Below are 20,005 nucleotides of genomic sequence, written 5' to 3' on the forward strand. Positions count from 1 at the left end.
CTCCTGCGGAAGTCTCACAGGAGGACACGCCGCGACCGGTGCGTCCGGAGGGGTGTCCGGCGGAAGATTCTCAGGAAGTCCGGGAGGAGTCCGCCTCGTGGGGGTCGGGCAGCACCATCCTGGCGACCACCAGGAGCCAGACGCTCGCGTAGACCACGCTGGTCAGCACGTCGGTGAGGTGGTGAGCGCCCTGGTAGAGCCGCGCCAGCAGCACGAAGAGCGGCAGCAGCAGCACGACGGCCACGACCTTGCGCGCGGCACGGGCGTAGATCGCGGTGAGGACGAAGATGCCGCCGTACGCCACCACGGCTGTCGCGACGTGGCCCGAGGGGAAGCTGTGGTCGGGCACCAGGCCCGGGTCGAGGATCTTGACCGGCGGCCGCTGGCGGGTGTCGACGTGGGTGGCGACGAAGTAGAAGCCGCCGATGCCGGCCTCGGCGAGCGCGTAGAAGAGGGCAGGGCGCCAGGAGCGCTGCCACAGGGAGAAGCCGATCGCGGCGAGGATCGCCACGCCCACCCCGGTCATGGTCTCGCCGAAGAGCGTGCCGATGTCACCGAAGGGGTCGAGCGCGCCCGTCCGCTGGTCGGCGAACCACCGGGAGACGTCGTTGTCCCACGGGTTGACGGCGCCCTTCATCGGGTGGGTGATGAGCCAGCCGAAGCCGACCACGACGCCGAGGACGACGGCCCACGACACCACGAGGGTGCCTGCGACGGCGGCCGCGCTGCGGGAGGTACGACGGGAGTCCTGCCCGACATGCTGCTTGAGGGTCGACATGCTCGAGAGTGTGCCCATCCGGGAGCCGCTCCATGCCTGCTGCGCGACGAGGCGCGCACCACGGCCGTCCCTCAGACCAGCGCCTGCACCAGCAGCGCCAGGGCGGAGGCGGAGCAGACCATCAGCACCCCGGCCCGGAAGCCGTCCCGGGGCACCCGGTCCCGCACGCCGGCGCCGACCAGGGCGCCCACCACGACCAGCGGCGCCAGCAGCAGGCCGAGGTGCCACGAGGCGGTCGTGAGCGAGCCGGACCAGGCCAGCCCGACCAGGCTGACCACCACGCCGAGGAAGAAGAACACCGACAGCGTCGACCTCACGACCTCAGGCTCCCGGCGCTGGAAGAGGAGCGCGATCGGCGGGCCTCCGATCGAGGTGGCGGTGCCGGAGACCCCCGCCACCACGCCGGCCACCGAGAGCGACGCGGGGTTCACCGGGACGTGCACCGTCCGCAGCGTCACGACGACCGCGACCAGCACCATCACCCCGATGGCCACCGCGATCGCCTGGTCGCTGAACCTGATCACCAGCCACGCGCCGATCACGGTCCCCGGCACCCGCGCCGGCAGCGCCCACGCCAGGGCGCCCCAGTCGACGTGCCGCCGCTCCCCCAGCAGCATCGACCCGGAGATCAGCAGCGCCAGCCAGAGCGGCAGCGCCGGGACCAGGCTCGGCTCCACCATCGCCACCACGGGCGCGACCAGGAGCCCGAGCCCGAGCCCCACGACCGACTGGACGAAGGCACCCACGCAGGTCACGGCCCCGATCAGCGCCACCACGTCCCACGAGACCCCGTCCACGAGGTCATGCCTAGCACGGGTGATCGGTTCCGCCTGTCACCGGTCGGCCTCGATGTGCAGCATCGGCTGCACTCCCCCGTCAAGGGAGAGGGTGGCCAGCAGCCCGGCTTGCCGCAACACCGTCCGGTCGGGATCCGTGCTCTCGAGGTGCCAGCCGGCGTCGAGCATCGCGGCACGAAAGGCGTCGTACGACTCCCGCCCACCGGCGATCCCGGCGGTGCATCCCGTACGGCTCGCCTCGAGAGGCCCGTAGATCGTCGCCGGTCGAGGCAGCTGCGCGAACGCCCGGTCGACCCGGACGTCGACGAAGCCGTCGCAGGAGAACGTGGCGCTCTCGTGCTCGAGACGGTGCCGGTTCGCCCGCTCGCCGGCCCACGCGGCTCCGCCCATGACGCCCACGGCAACGACGGCGGCGGTACCCAGGACCGCGAGGCGCCGGCCCGTGGTGGTGCGCCACAGGGCGACCGTGACGGCCACGGGCGTCAGGCTCAGCAAGGTCGGGACGACCAGCGACCCGAAGGCACCCGCGCCGTACTCCTCCGTCACCCCGTAGACCACCGAGGCCACGAGTGCGGTGAGCAGCACGGCGAGGCCGAAGCCGAGCACCAGGCCGGCTCGACGGAGGACGGAGGCGTGGAAGTGGCTCATGCTGCCCACGATCCGCGCGGACAGCACCCACCGCCCGAGCCTGCGTACTCAACCGGCCTGGCCCGTTCGGGCGAGGGACGATCCGTCATGAGTGATCGGCTCCGCCTCTCACCGGGGCACCTCGGCCACCAAGAAGGCGGCGTCCTCGATCCCTGGAACGGTCTGCAGCGTCACGCGCACGGCTCCACGCCGAACCACCACGCGATCGCCGCGGTCATCGACAACCCGCCACCCGGACCCGCGCAGAGCGCTCCGGAAGGAGACGAACGCCGCGCGGCCGCCGTCGATGCCGGCCGTGCAGAAGCTCGGGCCACGTCCGACCGGCCCGTGGACCAGCGCAGGTCTGGGCAGGTCCGCCAGTGCCCTCTCCACCCGAGGGTCGACCCCGCGCCCGCAGGTGAAGGAGGCGCTCTCGGTCCTCAGCCGCTCCCCGTGGACCTGTTCGCCGGCCCAGGCAGCGCCGTACACGGCGACCGTCACCAGTGCGGCGAGCGCCGCCCCGAGCGCGAGTCGCGGCATGACTGCCCCCTTGAGCAGCAGCGGCACGAGTACCCAGGGGACCAGGCACACGACGATCGACCCCGCTGCCCACCAGAGGTCCTCGTCGCCGAGGTGGGTGGCCACGTCGTAGTGGATCGACGCCATCAGTGCGGTGAGCCCCACGGCCACCAGCACGGACACGACGAGGGCAGTACGACGGACGACCCGGACCGGCTCCATCACGGCACGGTACGACCGCCACGGGCGGTCGAGCCGGTCGGCGCCGCAGGATGCCCGGTCTGGGGTACGACGACGGCCCGCCGCCCCCGGAGGGGCGACGGGCCGTCGGACGAGCGTGGAGCTCAGGCCTTGCGCAGGCTGCGCAGGACGTACTGCATGATGCCGCCGTTGCGGTAGTAGTTGGCCTCACCCGGGGTGTCGATGCGGACGACCGCGTCGAACTCCTTGTCCCCAGCCTTGACCTTGACGGTCTTGGGGGTGCGGCCCTCGTTGAGCTCGGTGACGCCGGTGATGGAGAACTCCTCCTCACCGGTCAGGCCGAGCGACTCGGCGCTCTCGCCCTGGGGGAACTGCAGCGGCAGCACACCCATGCCGATCAGGTTGGAGCGGTGGATCCGCTCGTAGGACTCGGCGATGACGGCCTTCACACCGAGCAGCGCCGTACCCTTCGCGGCCCAGTCGCGCGACGAGCCGGAGCCGTACTCCTTGCCCGCGAGCACGACCAGCGGGGTGCCGGCCGCGATGTACTTCTCCGAGGCCTCGAACACCGTCGTGACGTCGCCGTCGCCGGTGAAGTCCCGGGTGAAGCCGCCCTCGGTGCCCGGCGCGAGCTGGTTGCGCAGGCGGATGTTCGCGAACGTGCCGCGGATCATCACCTCGTGGTTGCCGCGGCGCGAGCCGTAGGAGTTGAAGTCCCGCTGCTCCACACCGTGCTCGGCGAGGTACTTGCCCGCGGGCGAGTCCTTCTTGATCGCACCGGCCGGGCTGATGTGGTCGGTGGTGACCGAGTCACCGAGCTTCAGCAGGACGCGAGCGCCCTCGATGTCGGTGACCGCCTCGGGCTCGTCGGGCATGCCGTCGAAGTACGGAGGCTTCCGGACGTAGGTGGAGTCCTCGTCCCACGCGAAGGTCTTGCCCTCGGGGGTGGGCAGCGACTGCCAGGCCTCGTCGCCGGCGAAGACGTCGGCGTAGTCGGTCGCGAACATGTCGGACGTGATCGCGCTGGCGATCACCTCCTCCACCTCCGACGGCGAGGGCCAGATGTCCTTCATGAAGACGTCATTGCCGTCCTCGTCCTGGCCCAGCGGGTCGTTGAACAGGTCGACGTCCATGGAGCCGGCCAGCGCGTAGGCGACGACCAGCGGCGGGGACGCGAGGTAGTTCATCTTCACGTCCGGGTTGATCCGGCCCTCGAAGTTGCGGTTGCCGGACAGCACCGAGACGACCGCGAGGTCGTTGTCGTTGACGGCCTGGCTGACCTCGGGGATCAGCGGGCCGGAGTTGCCGATGCAGGTCGTGCAGCCGTAGCCGACGAGGTTGAAGCCGAGCTTGTCGAGGTACGGCGTCAGGCCGGCCTTCTCGTAGTAGTCGGAGACCACCTTGGAGCCGGGCGCCAGCGTCGTCTTGACCCACGGCTTGCGCTGCAGGCCCTTCTCGACGGCCTTCTTGGCGAGCAGCGCCGCACCGATCATCACCGACGGGTTCGAGGTGTTGGTGCACGACGTGATCGCCGCGATCGCCACGGCGCCGTGGTCCAGCTCGAACTTCGTGCCGTCGGCGAGCTCGACCAGCGCCGGGTTGCTCGTGCGTCCACCGTCGCTGGGCGCCGAGGAGTGGTAATCCTTCGGCGGGGCGGACCCGTTGCCCTCGTGGGACGGGGCGTCGGAGGCAGGGAAGGACTCGGCGACGCTCTCGTCGTACCCCTTCTCCTCGCCCGACTCGTCGACGTAGTCGGCCAGGGCGGTGCGGAAGGCCTCCTTGGCGTCGGAGAGCGAGACACGGTCCTGGGGACGCTTGGGGCCGGCCAGCGACGGCACGACGGTCGCGAGGTCGAGCTCGAGCTTCTCGGAGAAGCGCGGCTCGGCGGCCGGGTCGTGCCAGAGGCCCTGCTCCTTGGCGTAGGCCTCGACCAGCGCGAGCTGCTCGTCGCTGCGGCCGGTGAGCTTGAGGTACTTGACGGTCTCCTCGTCGATCGGGAAGACCGCGATCGTGGAGCCGAACTCCGGGCTCATGTTGCCGATGGTGGCGCGGTTGGCCAGCGGCAGCGCGGAGACGCCGGGGCCGTAGAACTCGACGAACTTGCCGACGACGCCGTGCTTGCGCAGCATCTCGGTGATCGTGAGCACCAGGTCGGTGGCGGTGGCGCCCTCGGGCAGGTCGCCGTTCAGCTTGAAGCCGACCACGCGCGGGATCAGCATGGAGACCGGCTGGCCGAGCATGGCCGCCTCGGCCTCGATGCCGCCGACGCCCCAGCCGACCACGCCGATGCCGTTGACCATCGTGGTGTGGGAGTCGGTGCCGACGCAGGTGTCGGGGTAGGCCTGCAGCTCGCCGTCCACCTCACGGGTGAAGACGGTGCGGGCGAGGTGCTCGATGTTGACCTGGTGCACGATGCCGGTGCCGGGCGGGACGACCTTGAAGTCGTCGAAGGCGCCCTGGCCCCAGCGCAGGAACTGGTAGCGCTCGCGGTTGCGCTCGTACTCGATCTCGACGTTGCGCTCGAAGGCCTCGGGGGTGCCGAAGACGTCGGCGATGACGGAGTGGTCGATGACCATCTCGGCCGGCGCGAGCGGGTTGATCTTCGACGGGTCGCCGCCGAGGTCGGCCATCGCCTCACGCATGGTGGCGAGGTCGACGACGCACGGGACGCCGGTGAAGTCCTGCATGATCACGCGGGCGGGCGTGAACTGGATCTCCTTGTCGGGGTCCGCGGTCTCGTCCCACCCGGCCAGCGCCTTGATGTCGTCGGCGGTGATGTCGGCACCGTCCTCGGTGCGCAGCAGGTTCTCCAGCAGGACCTTCAGCGAGAACGGGAGCGACTCCACGTCCAGGCCCTCGCCGGTCACGGCGTCGAGCCGGAAGATCTCGTAGGACTTGCCGTCCACGTCCAGGGTGCTCTTGGCACCGAAGCTGTCCTGACTGGCCATCAGTCGTCTCCTCGTTGAAGTGCTCGTCGTGGGTCCGGGCCCATCTTGCCGCCGCGTGTGTGAGCGGGGAAGGGAGCCCCCCTCCGCACGGACGCGGCCGACAATATGTCTTGACGTCAAGATACATGATGTCGAAGCACTGAGGGAACCCGGTCCACGGTCGAGTCGGCGCAAACTCGTCGACTTTGCGCCGACTCGACGGGTTTTGGCGCCGAGTTTGCGCCGACTCGACCTCTCAGAGGCCGTGGTCGGCGAGGAGTGACTGCACCTCGGTCCTTGTGGCGCTGGCCAGCGCTCCCCCGGTGAACCGCTCGTCGGAGGTCACCTCGGCCAGGGGCGCCAGCCCCGCCGACGCCGGCGCCAGGTCCGGCGCACCGTCGATCTCGGCGAGCACGAGACCGGCACAGTGCCCGGCGAACATGTCGACCGCGACGATGTGGCCGTCGACCCGGAGCCGACGGCGTTCCTTGCGCAGCTCACGGGAGGGCAGCGCCGCCAGCAGTCCCCATTCCGCCTCGTCGAGGTACAGCGAGGTGCAGGCGATCTCGTGCGGCCCCTTGCCGATGCGCACCTTGTGCCCGAGCTTGCGCACCACCGCACCGTCCGCTTCCGCGACCTCGCGCAGGCGCAGCCGGCTCCCGACCACGTAGCGGTCGACGATCATCAGGACGTCGTCGCACTCCGGGACCCCGGCGGCGGGGTCCAGCAGCCAGCGCCGCTCCCGCTCGACGTGGGCGTACTTCAGCGACGGGCCACTCACGCCTCGCGCTCCGGGAGCGCGACACACTCCACGTGGTGGGTCATCGAGAAGGCGTACATGACCCTGAGCGTAAGCGCGGTCCTTTGCGGTCGCCTGCACTCATGAGGCCGAACGCGCCCGTGACCTGCGGCGATGCCGTTTCGACGCGCGCCGGCGTCGGCGCCCCGTTGCGGGCCTTTGCGAATCAAAGCGAGCCCAATCCGAGCCCTCGCCTCAGGCGAGGTCCGACGATCACAAAGGAACGCAGACGCGGCCCTGCACCAGTGGAGCCGCAGATCTCCGGGCGTTGCACTCCCCCGCCGACGAACGACCGGGGCAACGGGGCGCCAGGACGTCAATGCATCATCCGGCGCGGGGTCGCCTCGGGATTGGCCGGGACGTGCGAAGCCATGGCAGAAGAGACTTGAAGCCGAGCCCTCTGGGCGCCATCGAGGGCGTCGCGACCACTGCGGTCCTGGGCCGAAAGCTAACGATTCACGCGGTGTGGTGAGCGATTCGCCCTCGCTTCCAGTCTCAGGATAAACGCCTGGTAGCGAGCCGGGCGGACTCAATGCGGACCGTACGTGGTACCGCTCCGGTGCCGGATTGCCCACAGCTTCTGGTGGTCGCTGCCGCCCCTGACGTCGCTGTCGGCGACGTCGCCGATGCCGCGCACGTACCTCTTGTGCTCGACGACCCCGGGCTCGAGCGCCGATCGCTCGGCGGTGAGCAGGGCGTGCTGGCTGCCCACGTATGGCGTGCTTACGGACGCGTCGAGGCTCTTGACGACGAAGCGGTCCTCGGCGTGGCCGGGGTAGTCCTCCTGGTGGAAGGCCTGGCCGACGCGGGGGTGGGCGGGCATGAAGATCCCTGCCTCGGCACCGTCCCTACCGGACAGGAACGACCCTTCGCGACTGGTCACGTGGCCGTCCTCATCGAGCTCAGCGGTCTTCTCGCCGAAGTACCAGACCGTGCCCCTCTTGGTCTGAGCGTAATAGTCGCGGGTGCGCTCGGTCAGGACCCCCTTCACGAACAGCCGGTCGAACAGCACCCGGCACCGGACGCCGTCGATGACCCGGGTGCGGTGGGTGGCGACCAGGACGTCTCGGCTGGGCTCGCCGTCCGTCGTTCCGCGGTAGATCAGCCCGGTGCCCGGCTTCTGCGGATAGTAGGGGTTGGTGACGCGGCCCTGGGTGAAGTGGCTCGGCGACGGGTGGTGGTGCTGCGGCGCAGCAGCGGTTTCCGCGGCGTACGCGGGACTCCCCCCGGCCAGGAGAGCGATGGCTGCGACCCCCGCCGCTGCCACGTTGTTCCGGATCGTGATGGTGCTCATGCTTCCTCCTGGTGGTCGGCGGCAGCTCGGTCGGGGCTCGGTGGACGTGAGGGCTACTGCCCCTCGCCGTCCCCTTCGATCACGACGACGGCGTACTTCTCGTCGAGGCGCACGTCGACGGTGTGCCCGTCGGGCTTGGTGACCTCGACCTCGTAGGTCGCGCCGTTCTCCGAGTCGGTCTCGACACTGTTGGCCGTGCCGCCGTGGGTGGCCTCGAGCGCCGCCTTCGTGGCGGCGTCGGCCTGCTCCTGGGTGTACTGGTGGCTGACGGCTCCGTCGTCGCCGTTCCCGGCCACTGCGACTCCCCCGCCCACGACTGCGACCGTGGCGCCGATGCCGGCGGCCGCGATGATCACGCGCTTCCTCATGATGGTGCTCCTCTCGTTGGTGCTCCCGGTTGGTGGTGCCCTCACCCTTCCCGCGTCGTCGCTGAAGCCATCCTGAAGCCGCAACCGGCACCACCGGCGCGCCCGGTGCACCTTCAGCACCGCTTCAGCGACGACGTGCCACGCTGCTCGCATGCGGATCCTGGTCGTCGAGGACGACAAGCAGCTCGCGAGCGCGCTGCGGCGCGGGCTCGAGGGCGAGGAGTAGGCCGTGGACGTCGCGCTCGACGGACGCGAGGGCGAGGGGCCGCCGCAGAGAACGCCTACGACGTGCTCGTGCTGGACGTGATGCCTCCCGAGCTCGCCGGTGACACCCTGTGCGCTCGACGCCGCGAGGCCGGGGACTGGACCCCGATCCTGATGTTGACGGCACACTAGGGTCCCAAGCTGGAGGCGCGCGCGCTGGACGCCGGCGCGGACGACTTCCTGGCCAAGCCGTTCTCCTTCGTCGTGCTCCCGGCCCGGCTCCGGGCACTGGTCCGCCGGGGGCGCCACGAGCGGCCCGCGGTGCTCACCGCCGGCGACCTCAGCCTGGACCCCGCCCGGCACCTGGCCTGGCGCGGGGACACCCCCGTCGAGCTCACCGCGCGCCAGTTCGGACTGCTGGAGTTCCTGCTCAGCCGCGCCGGCGACGTCGTCTCGAAGGCGACGATCATCGAGCACCTCTGGGACTTCTGCTACGACGGCGACCCCAACATCGTGGAGGTGTACGTCGGCCAGCTGCGCCTGCGCATCGACCGGACCCTCCATCGCGTCAGCTTCCAGACGGTGCCCCGCGTCGGCTACCGCCTCGACCCGGGCAGCGGCTGAGGATGCGGCCCCCACGCCTGCACCACCTGACCCTGCGCACCCGCGCGACGCTCCTCGCGACCGTCCTGACCGGGGTCACCCTGCTGGTGGCCTCCGTGGTCCTGATGCTGACCCTGCAGTCGCACCTGACCTCGGGCGCCGATGCACTCGCCCGCTCGCGGGTCCAGGACCTCCTCGAGCTGGCCGCCTCCGGCGACCTGCCGGCGACCTTGACCACCCTCGACGACAACGGCGTCGCCCAGGTCGTGGACGCCAACGGGCGGGTGCTCGCGGCCTCGCACAACGTTGCCGGCCGCCCGCGCATCGCCACGCTGGCACCGGCACCGGGCGGCGCACCCGAGGTCCGCACCGTCCGGGCACCCGACGACGCCGAGACCGAGACCTACCGGCTCTGGGCCGCCAGCGGCCCGTCCGTGGACGGACCGGTCACGGTCTACGTGGGCTCCAGCCTGGAGTCGGTGCAGGAGGCCAGCCATGCCCTGCGCACGGCGCTGCTCCTGGGGGCTCCGGCCGTCCTGCTGCTCCTGGCGCTGGGCACCTGGCTGGTGCTGGGTGGCGCCCTGCGCCGGGTGGACCGGCTCAGGACCGAGGTCGATGCCATCACGGAGGACCGGCTGGACAGGCGCGTCCCCGCCGGCACCGTCGACGACGAGGTCGGCCGCCTGGCCCGGACGATGAACACGATGCTCGGCCGCCTCGAAGCCGCACAGGTCAGGCAGCAGTCCTTCGTGGCCGACGTCTCGCACGATCTGCAGAGCCCCCTGGCGTCCCAACGGGCGCAGCTGGAGGTCGCGCTTGCGACGGCGCACGGGAGCGCGAGCGCCGCCGACCTGGCGCGGGACCTGATCGACTCCACCGCCGAGATGGAGCGGCTGGTCAGGGACTTGTTGTTCCTCGCCGCCGTCGATGCCCAGAGCACGTCCGTGCCTCCTTCGGCCACCCCGGTCGACCTGGACGACCTCGTCCTCGAGGAGGCCGCCCGCGCTCGCGTCGGCTCGACGGTCCGCATCGAGACCACGGGGGTCTCGGCCTCACCAGCCAGCGCATCTCGTGACGACGTGCGCCGGATCGTGCGCAACCTGCTCGACAACGCCGTCGCCCACGCGGCCGGGTCGGTCGTCCTCCGCGCGTGGTGCGACCACGAAGCGGCGTTTCTCTCGGTGCACGACGACGGACCCGGCGTGCCGCAGCAGGACCGGGACCGGATCGTCGACCGCTTCTACCGCGGCGATGCGGCCCGCTCGCGCCGCACGGGCGGCAGCGGGCTCGGCCTGGCGATCGCGCGCACCCTCGCCGAGCGCAACGGCGGCCGGCTCGAGCTGGGAGACCCCACGGCCGGTGCCGAGTTCCTCCTGCTCCTACCCGTGGTGGGACCGTGACGCCTCGGCGATCGAGCGACTCGGGCTGCCCGACGGCGGCTCGCGACGCGTGGCGGGAGACAGCTCAGGCGGGTAGGCGATCAGCATCGTGAAGACCCAGCACCCGGCGACGGCATAGCCGGCAAGGACGTCGGAGAGGTTGTGCACACCGAGCAGGATCCGGTCCGCACCCACCACTACGACGAGTGCGGCGCTCGCGGTGAACACGCTGCGACGCACGGCGTTCCGGTGGACGTACAACGCCGTCAGGACGACCACCACACCCATGCCAGAGGCGATGCCCGAGGCATGTCCCGATGGGAACGAGTAGCTGGTCAGGGTGTGGACGGAGTCGTCCCACTGGGGTCGTTGTCGGCGGAACAGGAGCTTCATGCAGGTGGTCGTGGCCGACGTCCCGACCATCACGACGACTGTCCAGACGATGGCCCTGTGGTGGCCGGCACGCCACAGCACGCCCAGCAGCAGGAGCGTGTAGAGGACCGTCCCGATCGTGCCGAACATGATCTCGATGGCCAGCAGGATGGTCACGGCCCCTGCGTGGTGCAGCGACCACACCTCGGCTGGTGTGCCGAAGTCGCGGTCGACGTCGTCGAGGGAGGTCCAGCCTGCGTGGACCAGGACAGCGATTACTGCCACCGTCAGGAAGCAGCCGGCGGCCGCGACGGCGAACAGCCCAGACCGTCGCCGGGAGCTACGCACCACGAGATACTCCGTTCCGCCAGGGGCTCATGTCTGGTCAGTACCCAGTGGCCGAACCGAGTACCAACTCCGTCAGGCTCGGCCTCGGCACCTGCCACCAACCTGACTGCGCCGCCAGCGCCGTTGCGCCGTTGGTTAGGTATGCCTAATCTGAAGGTGACCGACCGCCCGGACCCTCTCGAACGGAACGACCCGTGGGCCTCCCCTCCACCATGTTGCTCGGCTTCCTCGCTGGGTTCACCATCCTGCTCGGCCTTCCCGTCGGAAGGCTGCGCACACCGGCGCCCTCGCTCCGGCACTTCCTCAATGCCGCGGCGGTCGGGGTACTGCTGTTCCTGGTATGGGACGTGCTGTCCGCGGCCTGGGAGCCGATCGACACCGCCCTGGTGTCCGTCCACGAGGGCAACGGCGGCCTCGGCACCGCGGTCGGCTACGGGCTTCTCGCGGTCACCGGTCTCAGTGTCGGGTTGCTCTCGTTGGTGTTCTACGAGCGCTGGATGGGTGCGCGGACCCCGGCGATCCCCGCGGGGAGCACCCGTCCGCACGGACCGGGCGCGATGACGGTGGGCGAGGTCGATGCCCCGCGGGGTCTGGCCTCCTGGTCGGCTGCCCGGCGGTTGTCGTTGCTCATCGCCGTCGGCATCGGGTTGCACAACTTCGCCGAGGGGCTGGCGATCGGTCAGTCCGCTGCGAGCGACCAGATCGCCCTGGCCCTGATGCTGGTGATCGGGTTCGGATTGCACAACGCCACCGAGGGTTTCGGCATCGTGGCGCCCCTGGCCGCCGACGTCGACGGGGACGGCCGGCCACGGCTCCCGAGCTGGGGGTTCCTGCTGACGCTGGGCGCGATCGGCGGCGCACCGACGTTCGTGGGCACGCTGATCGGTCACTCGGTGACCAGCGAGCCCCTGAGCGTCGTGTTCCTGACCCTGGCCGCAGGTTCGTTGCTCTACGTCATCACCCAGCTGATCGGTGTCGCGTCGCGGGCCCGGCGCAGTGACCTGCTCGCCTGTGGGCTGCTCGTCGGTCTGGTCGGCGGTTTCCTCACCGATGCGATCGTGACCGCCGCCGGCGTGTAGGCCGCGTCTCCTCGGTGGGCCGCAGCCGGACGCCGATCACGTCGCGTGGCCGCCCTCGGTGGATTCCAGCCGGTAGCCGTGGCCTCGCAAGGTCGTGATGACCGGGACGCCGGCGGGTGGCTCGAACACACTGGCCGCCTCCGACAGGCGGTGACGGAGCGCCGCGACGTGCACGTCGAGCGTCTTCGTGGAGCCGAACCAGTTGCGGTCCCAGACGTCGTCCATCAGCGCCTCGCGCGTGACGGCTCGGCCGGCGTCGGAAGCAAGACGCGCGAGCAGGTCGAACTCTTTGGGACGCAGGGCCACCTCGCGGCCACGGATCAGGCAGCGTCGGGCCGCGGTGTCCACGGTGAGCTCGCCGATCGTGAAGCTCTGCGAGCCGAACTCTCCCACGGCGGCGCGGCGCAGGTGCGCGCGCACCCGGGCGAGCAGCTCCGTCATCCGGAAGGGTTTGGTGAGGTAGTCGTCGGCGCCTGACTCGAGCCCCTCGATGACATCCATCTCGTCTCGTCGTGCGGTGAGCACCACGACGAGGGTCTGGGGCTGGTGCAGCTTGATGAGCCGGCAGACCTCGATGCCGTCCAGGTCGGGCAGGCCGAGGTCGAGGAGCACCAGGTCGAACGAGCCGCGGCGGGCGGCCTCGACGGCCCCGCCGCCGGACCGGGTCCAGGACATGTCGTATCCGTTGGCGCTCAGGGCGGAGACGAGGAGCTGGCCGATCTTCTCCTCGTCCTCCACCACCAGCAGCTCGGCCATGCCCTGAGCCTAGATCGCCCGGAGCAGGAGGCGTGCCCGGCGCCGCGCGCGTTCGATGACCGCCACTGACACGGCACTGACGGCACCCACGGTGCAGATGACGAGCGCAGAGAGGTAGAGCCAGGGGAAGGTCAACGCTGTGGGTGGTGGGTCGAAGACCCCGGTGAGGACCTTCACCAGCAGGTACGACAGGCCCCACCCGGAGCCGATCCCGCAGACGGTCCCGACGACCAGCACGAAGGCCGGCTCGGCCGACCCGAATCGGCGGACCTGCCGTCGGGTGGCGCCGATGGAGGTCGCGACCGCGATGGCCTGACGACGCTCGGCGAGCCCCAGCCCGATCACGAGTCCGCCCGCGGCAGCGGCGATGACCAGGGCGAAGGCCAGCTCGAGACGCGTGAGGTTCCCCAGGTCGACGGAAGTCAGGCTGGACCCGACGAGTCCTCGCGCATCGTCGATGGTGCCGACGCTCCCGGTCGTGCCGACCGCCGCACGAACCCGCGCCGCGACCCCGGAGACGTCCTGCCCTCCGGTGTCGACGAGGAACGTCCCGACGGCGTCGCTGCCGGTCTGCTGGGCCACGTAGTCCGCATTGGCGACCAGGAAGCTGTCCTTCGGCGCCGTGGGGAACTCGTTGATGATCCCGACGTAGTGGAAGGCGACCGACTGGTAGGTGTGGGTGCTCGCGTCCTGAAGACGGAGCCGGATCAGGTCCCCGGGGTTGAGCTGGAAGTCGTTGACGGTCTCGGCGCTCACCAGGACGGCGTCGGGGCGGGCGGCCAGCCGGGCCAAGGACTCGGCGGCCGTGGCGCCCTGGAAGTACGCGTCCTGCAACGTCGTGGCCCGCGTGATGGTGGCCGGGTTGATCCCGTAGAGGTCCTGGAGGTCGTTGCCGACATAGGCGAACCGGTGCTGCAGCGGCTCGACGGCCCGGACGCCCCGGACCGAGGAGATCGCGGCGGCGTCGGCGGGTCGTGCCGCGGCGCCGGGGGACTCGGTCACCGTGACGTCGGCGCCGTTCGTGAGCTGGGCGTCGACCTCGGCCTGCTGCTGGTACGTCGCGTTGAAGGTCGCCGTGGAGATCGCGAAGGCCAGGGCGAGCGCGACCAGGACCGCGGAGCGGGCCACAAGCCGACGCTGACGCATCAGCATCCCACTGACGGCACGAGCCAACGGGCCGAGGAACGGGGCGGCGGCCAGGGCGACCAGCGCGCGACCCCGGACCAGGAGCGTGTCCGCGATCCGCCAGCAGAGCAAGGCCCCACCCAGCCATGCCAGTGCCGGGGCGAGAAAGGCCCAGTAGCTGACGGAGATCGTGGGGACGCCCTCGGGGGCCAGGACGAGGGTGTACTTGTTCCGGCCGGCGGCCCAAAAGACGGCCAGCCCCAGGGCGATCAGCGCCAGGTCCAGTCCGAAGCGCAACCAGAGGGGCCCGGTGCGCTGGCGCTCTCGGGCACCCTCGCCCGCGGAGAGCGACCTGAGGTCCCGAGCCGCTGGTACGGCGAGGACCAGACCCGCGATGAGCAGACCAGTGATGGCGGCGGCCAGGTCCCAGGGCCACGAGGTCGCCGCCCCGATGGTCGCCGCGATCCCCAGACCGAGCAGGGCACCGAGGACGCCGACCACCGACGCCTCGACCAGGACGAGCCGCAGGAGCTGCGAGGGAGTGCTCCCCCGGGCCCGCAGGAGAGCCTGTTCCTTGCGCCGACGGTCGGCGCCGGCCTGGGCGATCGCAGCCGTGAGCGCGCCGGCCAGCAGCGCACCCGGGGCGCCGAGGAACAGGAAGAGGACCCGCGAGTAGCTGGCGTCCTCGCGGGCGGCATCCAGCGAGGCGCCCAGGTTGTTGCCGACGACGGCGGCCCCGCTGGTCCGGACCGCCAGGTTGTTCGCCGCGCCGGTCTCCGCCGTGAAAGCCGTCGAGGGGTCCGAGGCCAGCGCGCCGTGGTCACGCGCGGCATGGATCTGGGTGGACACGAGATCGGGACGGTGCTGCGCCAGCGCGGCGTACTGGTGGGCGAACTGGGGGGCCGGCAGCAGGACGACGTTGTCCGGGGGTGCCACGGGCTGCGACTGGCTCGGTGCCCCGACCCGCTGGAAGAGGGAGTCGGCCTGCGGGAGCTCGACGACCCCCGCGACGCGCACTGCGTACGACGTGCCGCCGGCCCGCTTGACGACCAGGCGGTCGCCGGGAGCCACGTGCAGGTTGGCGGCGGTCTGCTGGGCTACGAGTGGTCCGTCCAGGCTGCCGGTCAGGAGCCTGATCGCGAGCGGGAAGGTGTCGGCGTACCCGGGTGGGAGGCCGAGCACCTTCGCGGCGCCGGTGTCCTGGGTGGTGCCGCCGGCCGTGGCGCGCAGCCCCGGCGAGTCGGCGAAGCCGACGGGGAGCGCCGTCAGGGTGCCGGGGGTCGCGGTGACGGCCTTGAGCACGGCGCTGGGGTCACGGTGAGCGGCGACCTGGACCTGCCAATCGACGGCGACCTGGGCGGCCGCGCGGTGGGTCATCGTGGCCTGGGACGTCACGAGGAAGCTGCCGAGTCCGGCGACGAGAGCGACCGCGATCGCGATCCCGCCGGCCGCGGCCAGCAACCGGGCGGGGCTGCGGCGGAGCAGGCCGAGCAGCCAGATCCGGATCATGCCGGCACCGCCAGCTCGCCGTCACGCATCCGCCAGTGCTCGCCGAGGCGCGCCGCCACGGCGGCGTCGTGGGTGGACACGACCAGCCCGGCACCGAGGTGGTCGGAGGCCTCGAGCAGGACGTCGACCACGCGGTCCCCCGAGGCGCGGTCGAGCTGGCCGGTCGGCTCGTCGGCGAAGATCAACCGGGGGCCGCTGGTCACGACGCGGGCGACGGCGACCCGCTGGGCCTGTCCGCCGGAGAGCTCGTCGGGGAGCTTGTCCCCCAGCGAGCCGATGCCGAGCAGGTCGAGGGATGCCTGCGCACGCGACATCGCCTCGCCGTCGCCGATCCCCTGCAGCAGTAGCGGGAAGGCGACGTTCTCCGCGGCGGTGAGCCCCGGGATCAGGCTGGGACCCTGGAAGATCACACCGGCGCGCGCGGGGTCCTGGAACGGTCCCCTCGGCCAGGCGGGCCAGCTGATGGTTCCGGAGGTGGGGGCATCGAGGCCGGCCATCAGCTGCAGGAGCGTTGACTTGCCCGAGCCCGAGGGTCCGACCAGGGCGATCCGGCTCGTCGAGGAGATCGTGCACGACACCGCGTGCACCGCCACCACGGCCAGGTTCCCCGTGCCGAAGGTGCGGCTGGCGCCCTTGCAGACGACCAGGACCTCACCGGTCCCGTCGTCGGCCTCCGCGGGTCGCGTCTGCGAGGTGGGTGAGGTGGTCATGCGCTGAGGCGCCCGTCGTCGAGGAGGAGCACGCGGTCGGCGGCGCGGCGCACGGCGGGGCTGTGGCTGGCGATCAGGACGGCGCACCCAGCGTCGGCGCGGGTCCGCACCAGGGCCAGGAGCCGCGCCTCGGTGGCCTCGTCCAGCTCACCGGTCGGCTCGTCGGCGAGCAGGACTGCAGGGGCGTTGACCAGCGCGACGGCCAGGGAGGCGCGGGCCAGCTCGCCGCCCGACAGCTCGTGGGGCCACGCCCTCGCGCGGTCGGCGATGCCGAGGTCGCTCAACAGCTCCTTGATGCTCGCCGTGCCGCCGCCGATGCACCGAGCGAGCCGCAGGTTGCCGATCAGCGACAGGTGGGCCAGCAGGTTGCCCGATTGCGCCATGGTGCCGATGTGGCGCCCGCGCAGCGCGGCACGGGTGGCCTCGGAGCGCCCGCTCATCCGGCTGCCCTCGACCCAGACCGTCCCGCCTGACGGTTCGTCGGTGCCCGCCAGGCAAGCGAGCAGGGTCGACTTGCCGGATCCCGAGGGGCCCGAGAGGGCGACGACCTCACCCGGCTGGATCTCGAGGGAGATCCCCTGGACGGCGAGGGTCTCGTCGTCACCGGCGCGGTAGAAGCGGTAGAGGTTGTCGGCGCGCAGACTCATCGGTTCACTTCCACTGCAGCGAGTCACTGACGGTCAGCCAGGGATCCACGTTGTCGGCGTGCTCGGGGCCGGTGAGGGTCAGGATCGCCTCCTCGCCCGCGTGCCAGAACTCGAAGCGTTCGGCCACGTCGCGCACCACCTTGTCGGTCACCGGGTTCGGTGCCGAGTCGAGCAGGTAGGTGATGTGGACGGCCGAGCCGTGGGCGCGGGTGACCATGGTGACGTCGCCCGGCGCGTAGTTCGGGACCGTTTTCGCCAGCTCCGGGAGGTCGTGCTTCCTCGCGCTGGCCACCGTCGGCGCGCTCGCCCGCTTCCGCACCTCGATGCTCACGCTGTTGTACTTGTCGGTGAAGGTCGTCACGCCACCGGAGGCGGACTCGGCCCACCCCTCGGGCACGGTGAAGTGCACCCGGGAACCCGGTGCGGTGTGGTCCACGAAGACCGCGTTGTCTGGGATGTCTCCCGGCGGGTTGAACTCCGTGTCGTGCGGAGCCGACGGCGTCGGGGACGGCGTCGACCGGGACGCCTTCGGAGACGGGGCACCGGAGGGTGAGGCCGCCGACGAGGACGGACCCGCCTGCGGTGTCGCGGTGCTCGTGGAGGACGTGCCCGAGCTGCACCCGGCCGCGAGGACGGTGAGGGCGGCGAGCGCGACGGCGCCGGCCCTGGTGGTGGGGGTGGATCGCATGGCACCAACGTAGGAACCGGTGGGACAGCGCCGGGCCAGCGCCGGGTCAGCGTTCGGCAAGAACCCGGGACGCGCAGGGTCTCGGTGAGAGGCTGGGGACGTGCGCCGCCGGATCCTGACCGTAGCCCTGTCGGCCGTCGTCCTCGCCGTGGCACTGCTCGGCGTACCGCTGGCCGTGGCGATCGAGAGGAACGCGGTCACCGACGAGCGGGGTGAGCTCGAACGCGCGGCGCTGCAGGCCGCCGTGACGGTGTCGCCGTCGTTCCGGGACGGAGATCCCGTCGAGCTCCCAGGGCCACCGGCCGGCATCGACACCGGGCTCTACGCCGTCGACGGGGCGCGGGTCGTCGGCACCGGACCTTCCCGCCTCGAGGCCGACGCTGCTGTCGCAGCGCACGGTGCCGTGGCAGACGCCGGCACCGACCGCGACCTCATCGAGGCGGTCCCGGTCAGCGTGGACGAGAAGGTGATCGGCATCGTCCGGACCTCCTCCCCACGCTCTGAGGTCCGCGCCACCGTCGTCAAGGATCTGCTCGCTCTCGCTGGTCTCGCCTTGGTGGCGTTGCTCGGTGCCGGCGCGTTCGCCTTCTGGCAGTCGCGGCGGCTCTCCGTGCCCATGCGCGCACTCGCTGCAGCGGCCACGGACCTGGGTGCCGGCGACTTCTCCGTCCGTCCGCCGATGAGCGGCGTGTCCGAGATCGACCAGACCGCAGACGCCCTCGCCGCCACCGCGGGGCGGCTGTCCGAGCAGATCGCTCGCGAGCGCGCCTTCGCGGCCCATGCCTCGCACCAGCTGCGCACCCCCCTGACCCGGCTGCGCCTCGAGCTCGAGGCCGGGCTGACGGCTGGCGGCACCGCACTCGCCCCCGCCGTCCGGGAGGCCCTGGTCACGGCCGACCACTTGTCCCAGACCATCGATGACGTCCTCGCGCTGACGCGAGAGCCGCCCAGCGAGTCCTCGGACCTCGATGTCAGCCGGCTCCTCACCGAGTGCGTGTCCCAGTGGCAGGGGATCTTCGCCACGGTCGACCGCCCGCTGCGGCTGGTCATCGAGGATCCGCCCGTGGCCGCGGCCTCCGGGGTGGCCGTCCGTCAGGTGCTCCAGGTGCTCATCGACAACGCCTACCGCCACGGCCGGGGGACCGTCACCCTGACCGCGCGCGAGAGTGGCGACGCCGTCGCCATCGACGTGGCGGACCGGGGTACCGAGCCGTTCACCTGGCCGGCGGAGGACACGTCCTCACCGGGCCGGCTCGGCCTGTCGATGGCCAGGGAGCTCGCTGCCTCACAGGGCGGACGGCTGCTCCTGGCACTCGAGCCGAGCGGCACGAGGGTCACGCTCCTGCTGCCCGCGGAACGCCGGGAGTCCCCAGGACTCTCGGCGGCGCGGCCGACGCACCATGAGGGGACGAGCTGATCGTCGTCGACTCACGCGTTCAGGTGGCGGTCAGGTGCTCGCCCACATCCTGTCGCGATGACGACATACCAAACGACCCTGCGTCGCCAGATGCTGAACAAGGTCCCCGAGATCACGGTCTACTTCTGGGTGATCAAGATCCTGTGCACGACGGTCGGGGAGAGCTTCGCCGACTACATCAACGAGACCCTAGGGTTCGGCCTCACCAACACCACTTTGGTGTTCTCGGCCGCGCTCATCGTGGTCCTGGTCGCGCAGTTCCGACTGGACCGCTACGTGCCTGGGGTCTACTGGCTGGCCGTCGTCCTGATCAGCGTGGTCGGCACCCTGCTCACGGACAACCTCACCGACGGTCGGGGCGTGCCGCTCTGGCTCAGCTCGACGGTCTTCGCGGTGCTGCTCGCAGCGGTCTTCTGCATCTGGTACGCCCGGGAGCGAACCCTGTCGATCCACACCATCGTGACCACTCCCCGTGAGAGCTGGTACTGGCTGACGGTGCTGGTGACCTTCGCGTTGGGTACGGCGGTCGGTGACTGGACGCTGGAGCTCACCGGTTGGTCTGCCGGGGTCTCGGTGCTGCTCCCCCTGGGACTCATCGTCGCCGTCCTGGTCGCGTGGCGACTCGGAGCAGGCCCGGTGCTCTGCTTCTGGTTGGCCTACATCCTCACCCGTCCGCTCGGCGCCAACATCGGCGACTTCCTTGCGTCCCCGAAGGCCGACGGCGGCCTGGGGCTGGGCACCCTCGGGACAAGCGTGTTGTTCCTCGGCACCATCCTCGCGGTGGTGGTCTACCTGACGATCACCCGCAAGGACCGCACCGAACTGGTCGAAGCCGAACGGCTCTGACAAACCTGTCAT

19 protein-coding genes are annotated in these 20,005 nt (G+C 71.1%); 5 read left to right on the top strand and 14 right to left on the bottom strand.

The features are described 5' to 3' along the window. Window positions 1-70: 70 nt before the first annotated feature. The 8 genes from ACZ43H_RS09200 to ACZ43H_RS09235 form a co-directional block, all read right to left on the bottom strand. The gene (locus tag ACZ43H_RS09200; RefSeq protein ID WP_464589573.1) at window positions 71-778 is read right to left on the bottom strand and encodes a phosphatase PAP2 family protein; all 708 of its coding nucleotides are present in this window, start codon (window positions 776-778) and stop codon (window positions 71-73) included. Between the two features lie 71 nt (window positions 779-849). Continuing rightward, complete coding sequence (locus ACZ43H_RS09205; protein ID WP_464589575.1) at window positions 850-1,575, bottom strand: sulfite exporter TauE/SafE family protein; 726 nt, start codon at window positions 1,573-1,575, stop codon at window positions 850-852. Window positions 1,576-1,611: 36 nt separating this feature from the next. Continuing rightward, a complete protein-coding gene (locus ACZ43H_RS09210) occupies window positions 1,612-2,223 on the bottom strand; it encodes a hypothetical protein (protein WP_464589577.1) in 612 nt (203 codons plus the stop codon). A 108-nt stretch (window positions 2,224-2,331) separates the two neighbouring features. After that, on the bottom strand, window positions 2,332-2,943 hold the full coding sequence (locus tag ACZ43H_RS09215; RefSeq protein WP_464589579.1) for a hypothetical protein: 612 nt from the start codon (window positions 2,941-2,943) through the stop codon (window positions 2,332-2,334). A 122-nt stretch (window positions 2,944-3,065) separates the two neighbouring features. Continuing rightward, entirely contained in the window at window positions 3,066-5,870 is a 2,805-nt protein-coding gene (locus tag ACZ43H_RS09220) for an aconitate hydratase (protein WP_464589581.1), read from the bottom strand. A gap of 235 nt (window positions 5,871-6,105) precedes the next feature. Then, the gene (locus ACZ43H_RS09225; RefSeq protein ID WP_464589583.1) at window positions 6,106-6,630 is read right to left on the bottom strand and encodes a hypothetical protein; all 525 of its coding nucleotides are present in this window, start codon (window positions 6,628-6,630) and stop codon (window positions 6,106-6,108) included. Between the two features lie 547 nt (window positions 6,631-7,177). Then, window positions 7,178-7,942 carry a hypothetical protein gene (locus tag ACZ43H_RS09230; RefSeq protein ID WP_464589585.1) on the bottom strand — a complete coding sequence of 255 codons (765 nt, stop codon included), beginning with the start codon at window positions 7,940-7,942 and terminating at the stop codon, window positions 7,178-7,180. A 53-nt stretch (window positions 7,943-7,995) separates the two neighbouring features. After that, complete coding sequence (locus ACZ43H_RS09235; RefSeq protein ID WP_464589587.1) at window positions 7,996-8,310, bottom strand: PepSY domain-containing protein; 315 nt, start codon at window positions 8,308-8,310, stop codon at window positions 7,996-7,998. A gap of 468 nt (window positions 8,311-8,778) precedes the next feature. Between ACZ43H_RS09235 and ACZ43H_RS09240 the strand changes: the two genes are divergently transcribed. Further along, window positions 8,779-9,138, top strand: coding sequence for a winged helix-turn-helix domain-containing protein (locus ACZ43H_RS09240; protein WP_464589589.1), 360 nt, complete (start codon window positions 8,779-8,781; stop codon window positions 9,136-9,138). Window positions 9,139-9,140: 2 nt separating this feature from the next. Continuing rightward, complete coding sequence (locus ACZ43H_RS09245) at window positions 9,141-10,517, top strand: sensor histidine kinase (protein ID WP_464589591.1); 1,377 nt, start codon at window positions 9,141-9,143, stop codon at window positions 10,515-10,517. Here ACZ43H_RS09245 and ACZ43H_RS09250 read toward each other — a convergent pair. After that, the gene (locus tag ACZ43H_RS09250) at window positions 10,497-11,153 is read right to left on the bottom strand and encodes a phosphatase PAP2 family protein (protein WP_464589593.1); all 657 of its coding nucleotides are present in this window, start codon (window positions 11,151-11,153) and stop codon (window positions 10,497-10,499) included. The genes ACZ43H_RS09245 and ACZ43H_RS09250 overlap by 21 nt on opposite strands. A 257-nt stretch (window positions 11,154-11,410) precedes the next feature. Between ACZ43H_RS09250 and ACZ43H_RS09255 the strand changes: the two genes are divergently transcribed. Beyond that, window positions 11,411-12,295, top strand: a complete 885-nt coding sequence (locus ACZ43H_RS09255; protein WP_464589595.1) for a ZIP family metal transporter — start codon at window positions 11,411-11,413, stop codon at window positions 12,293-12,295. Between the two features lie 36 nt (window positions 12,296-12,331). On the opposite strand, the gene ACZ43H_RS09260 is transcribed toward ACZ43H_RS09255, so the two are convergent. From ACZ43H_RS09260 to ACZ43H_RS09280, 5 genes are read right to left on the bottom strand one after another with little or no spacing between them, the layout of a single operon-like run. Further along, window positions 12,332-13,051 (bottom strand): response regulator transcription factor, encoded by a 720-nt coding sequence (locus ACZ43H_RS09260; RefSeq protein ID WP_464589597.1) that lies wholly within the window; start codon window positions 13,049-13,051, stop codon window positions 12,332-12,334. 9 nt (window positions 13,052-13,060) lie between these two features. After that, window positions 13,061-15,685: an FtsX-like permease family protein gene (locus ACZ43H_RS09265; RefSeq protein ID WP_464589599.1), complete on the bottom strand. Its 2,625-nt coding sequence runs from the start codon at window positions 15,683-15,685 to the stop codon at window positions 13,061-13,063. After that, complete coding sequence (locus ACZ43H_RS09270; protein WP_464589600.1) at window positions 15,682-16,395, bottom strand: ABC transporter ATP-binding protein; 714 nt, start codon at window positions 16,393-16,395, stop codon at window positions 15,682-15,684. Before ACZ43H_RS09270 ends, ACZ43H_RS09265 begins: the two co-directional genes overlap by 4 nt. After that, window positions 16,392-17,042, bottom strand: a complete 651-nt coding sequence (locus ACZ43H_RS09275; protein ID WP_464589602.1) for an ABC transporter ATP-binding protein — start codon at window positions 17,040-17,042, stop codon at window positions 16,392-16,394. Before ACZ43H_RS09275 ends, ACZ43H_RS09270 begins: the two co-directional genes overlap by 4 nt. A 4-nt stretch (window positions 17,043-17,046) precedes the next feature. Further along, entirely contained in the window at window positions 17,047-17,730 is a 684-nt protein-coding gene (locus ACZ43H_RS09280; protein WP_464589604.1) for a hypothetical protein, read from the bottom strand. 100 nt (window positions 17,731-17,830) lie between these two features. Here ACZ43H_RS09280 and ACZ43H_RS09285 point away from each other — a divergent pair, with 100 nt between their 5' ends. Continuing rightward, the gene (locus ACZ43H_RS09285) at window positions 17,831-19,147 is read left to right on the top strand and encodes a sensor histidine kinase (protein ID WP_464589606.1); all 1,317 of its coding nucleotides are present in this window, start codon (window positions 17,831-17,833) and stop codon (window positions 19,145-19,147) included. A gap of 57 nt (window positions 19,148-19,204) precedes the next feature. Beyond that, window positions 19,205-19,993 (top strand): COG4705 family protein, encoded by a 789-nt coding sequence (locus ACZ43H_RS09290; protein WP_464589608.1) that lies wholly within the window; start codon window positions 19,205-19,207, stop codon window positions 19,991-19,993. Window positions 19,994-20,005: the final 12 nt, after the last annotated feature.

This window comes from Nocardioides sp. DN36, from assembly GCF_055380375.1.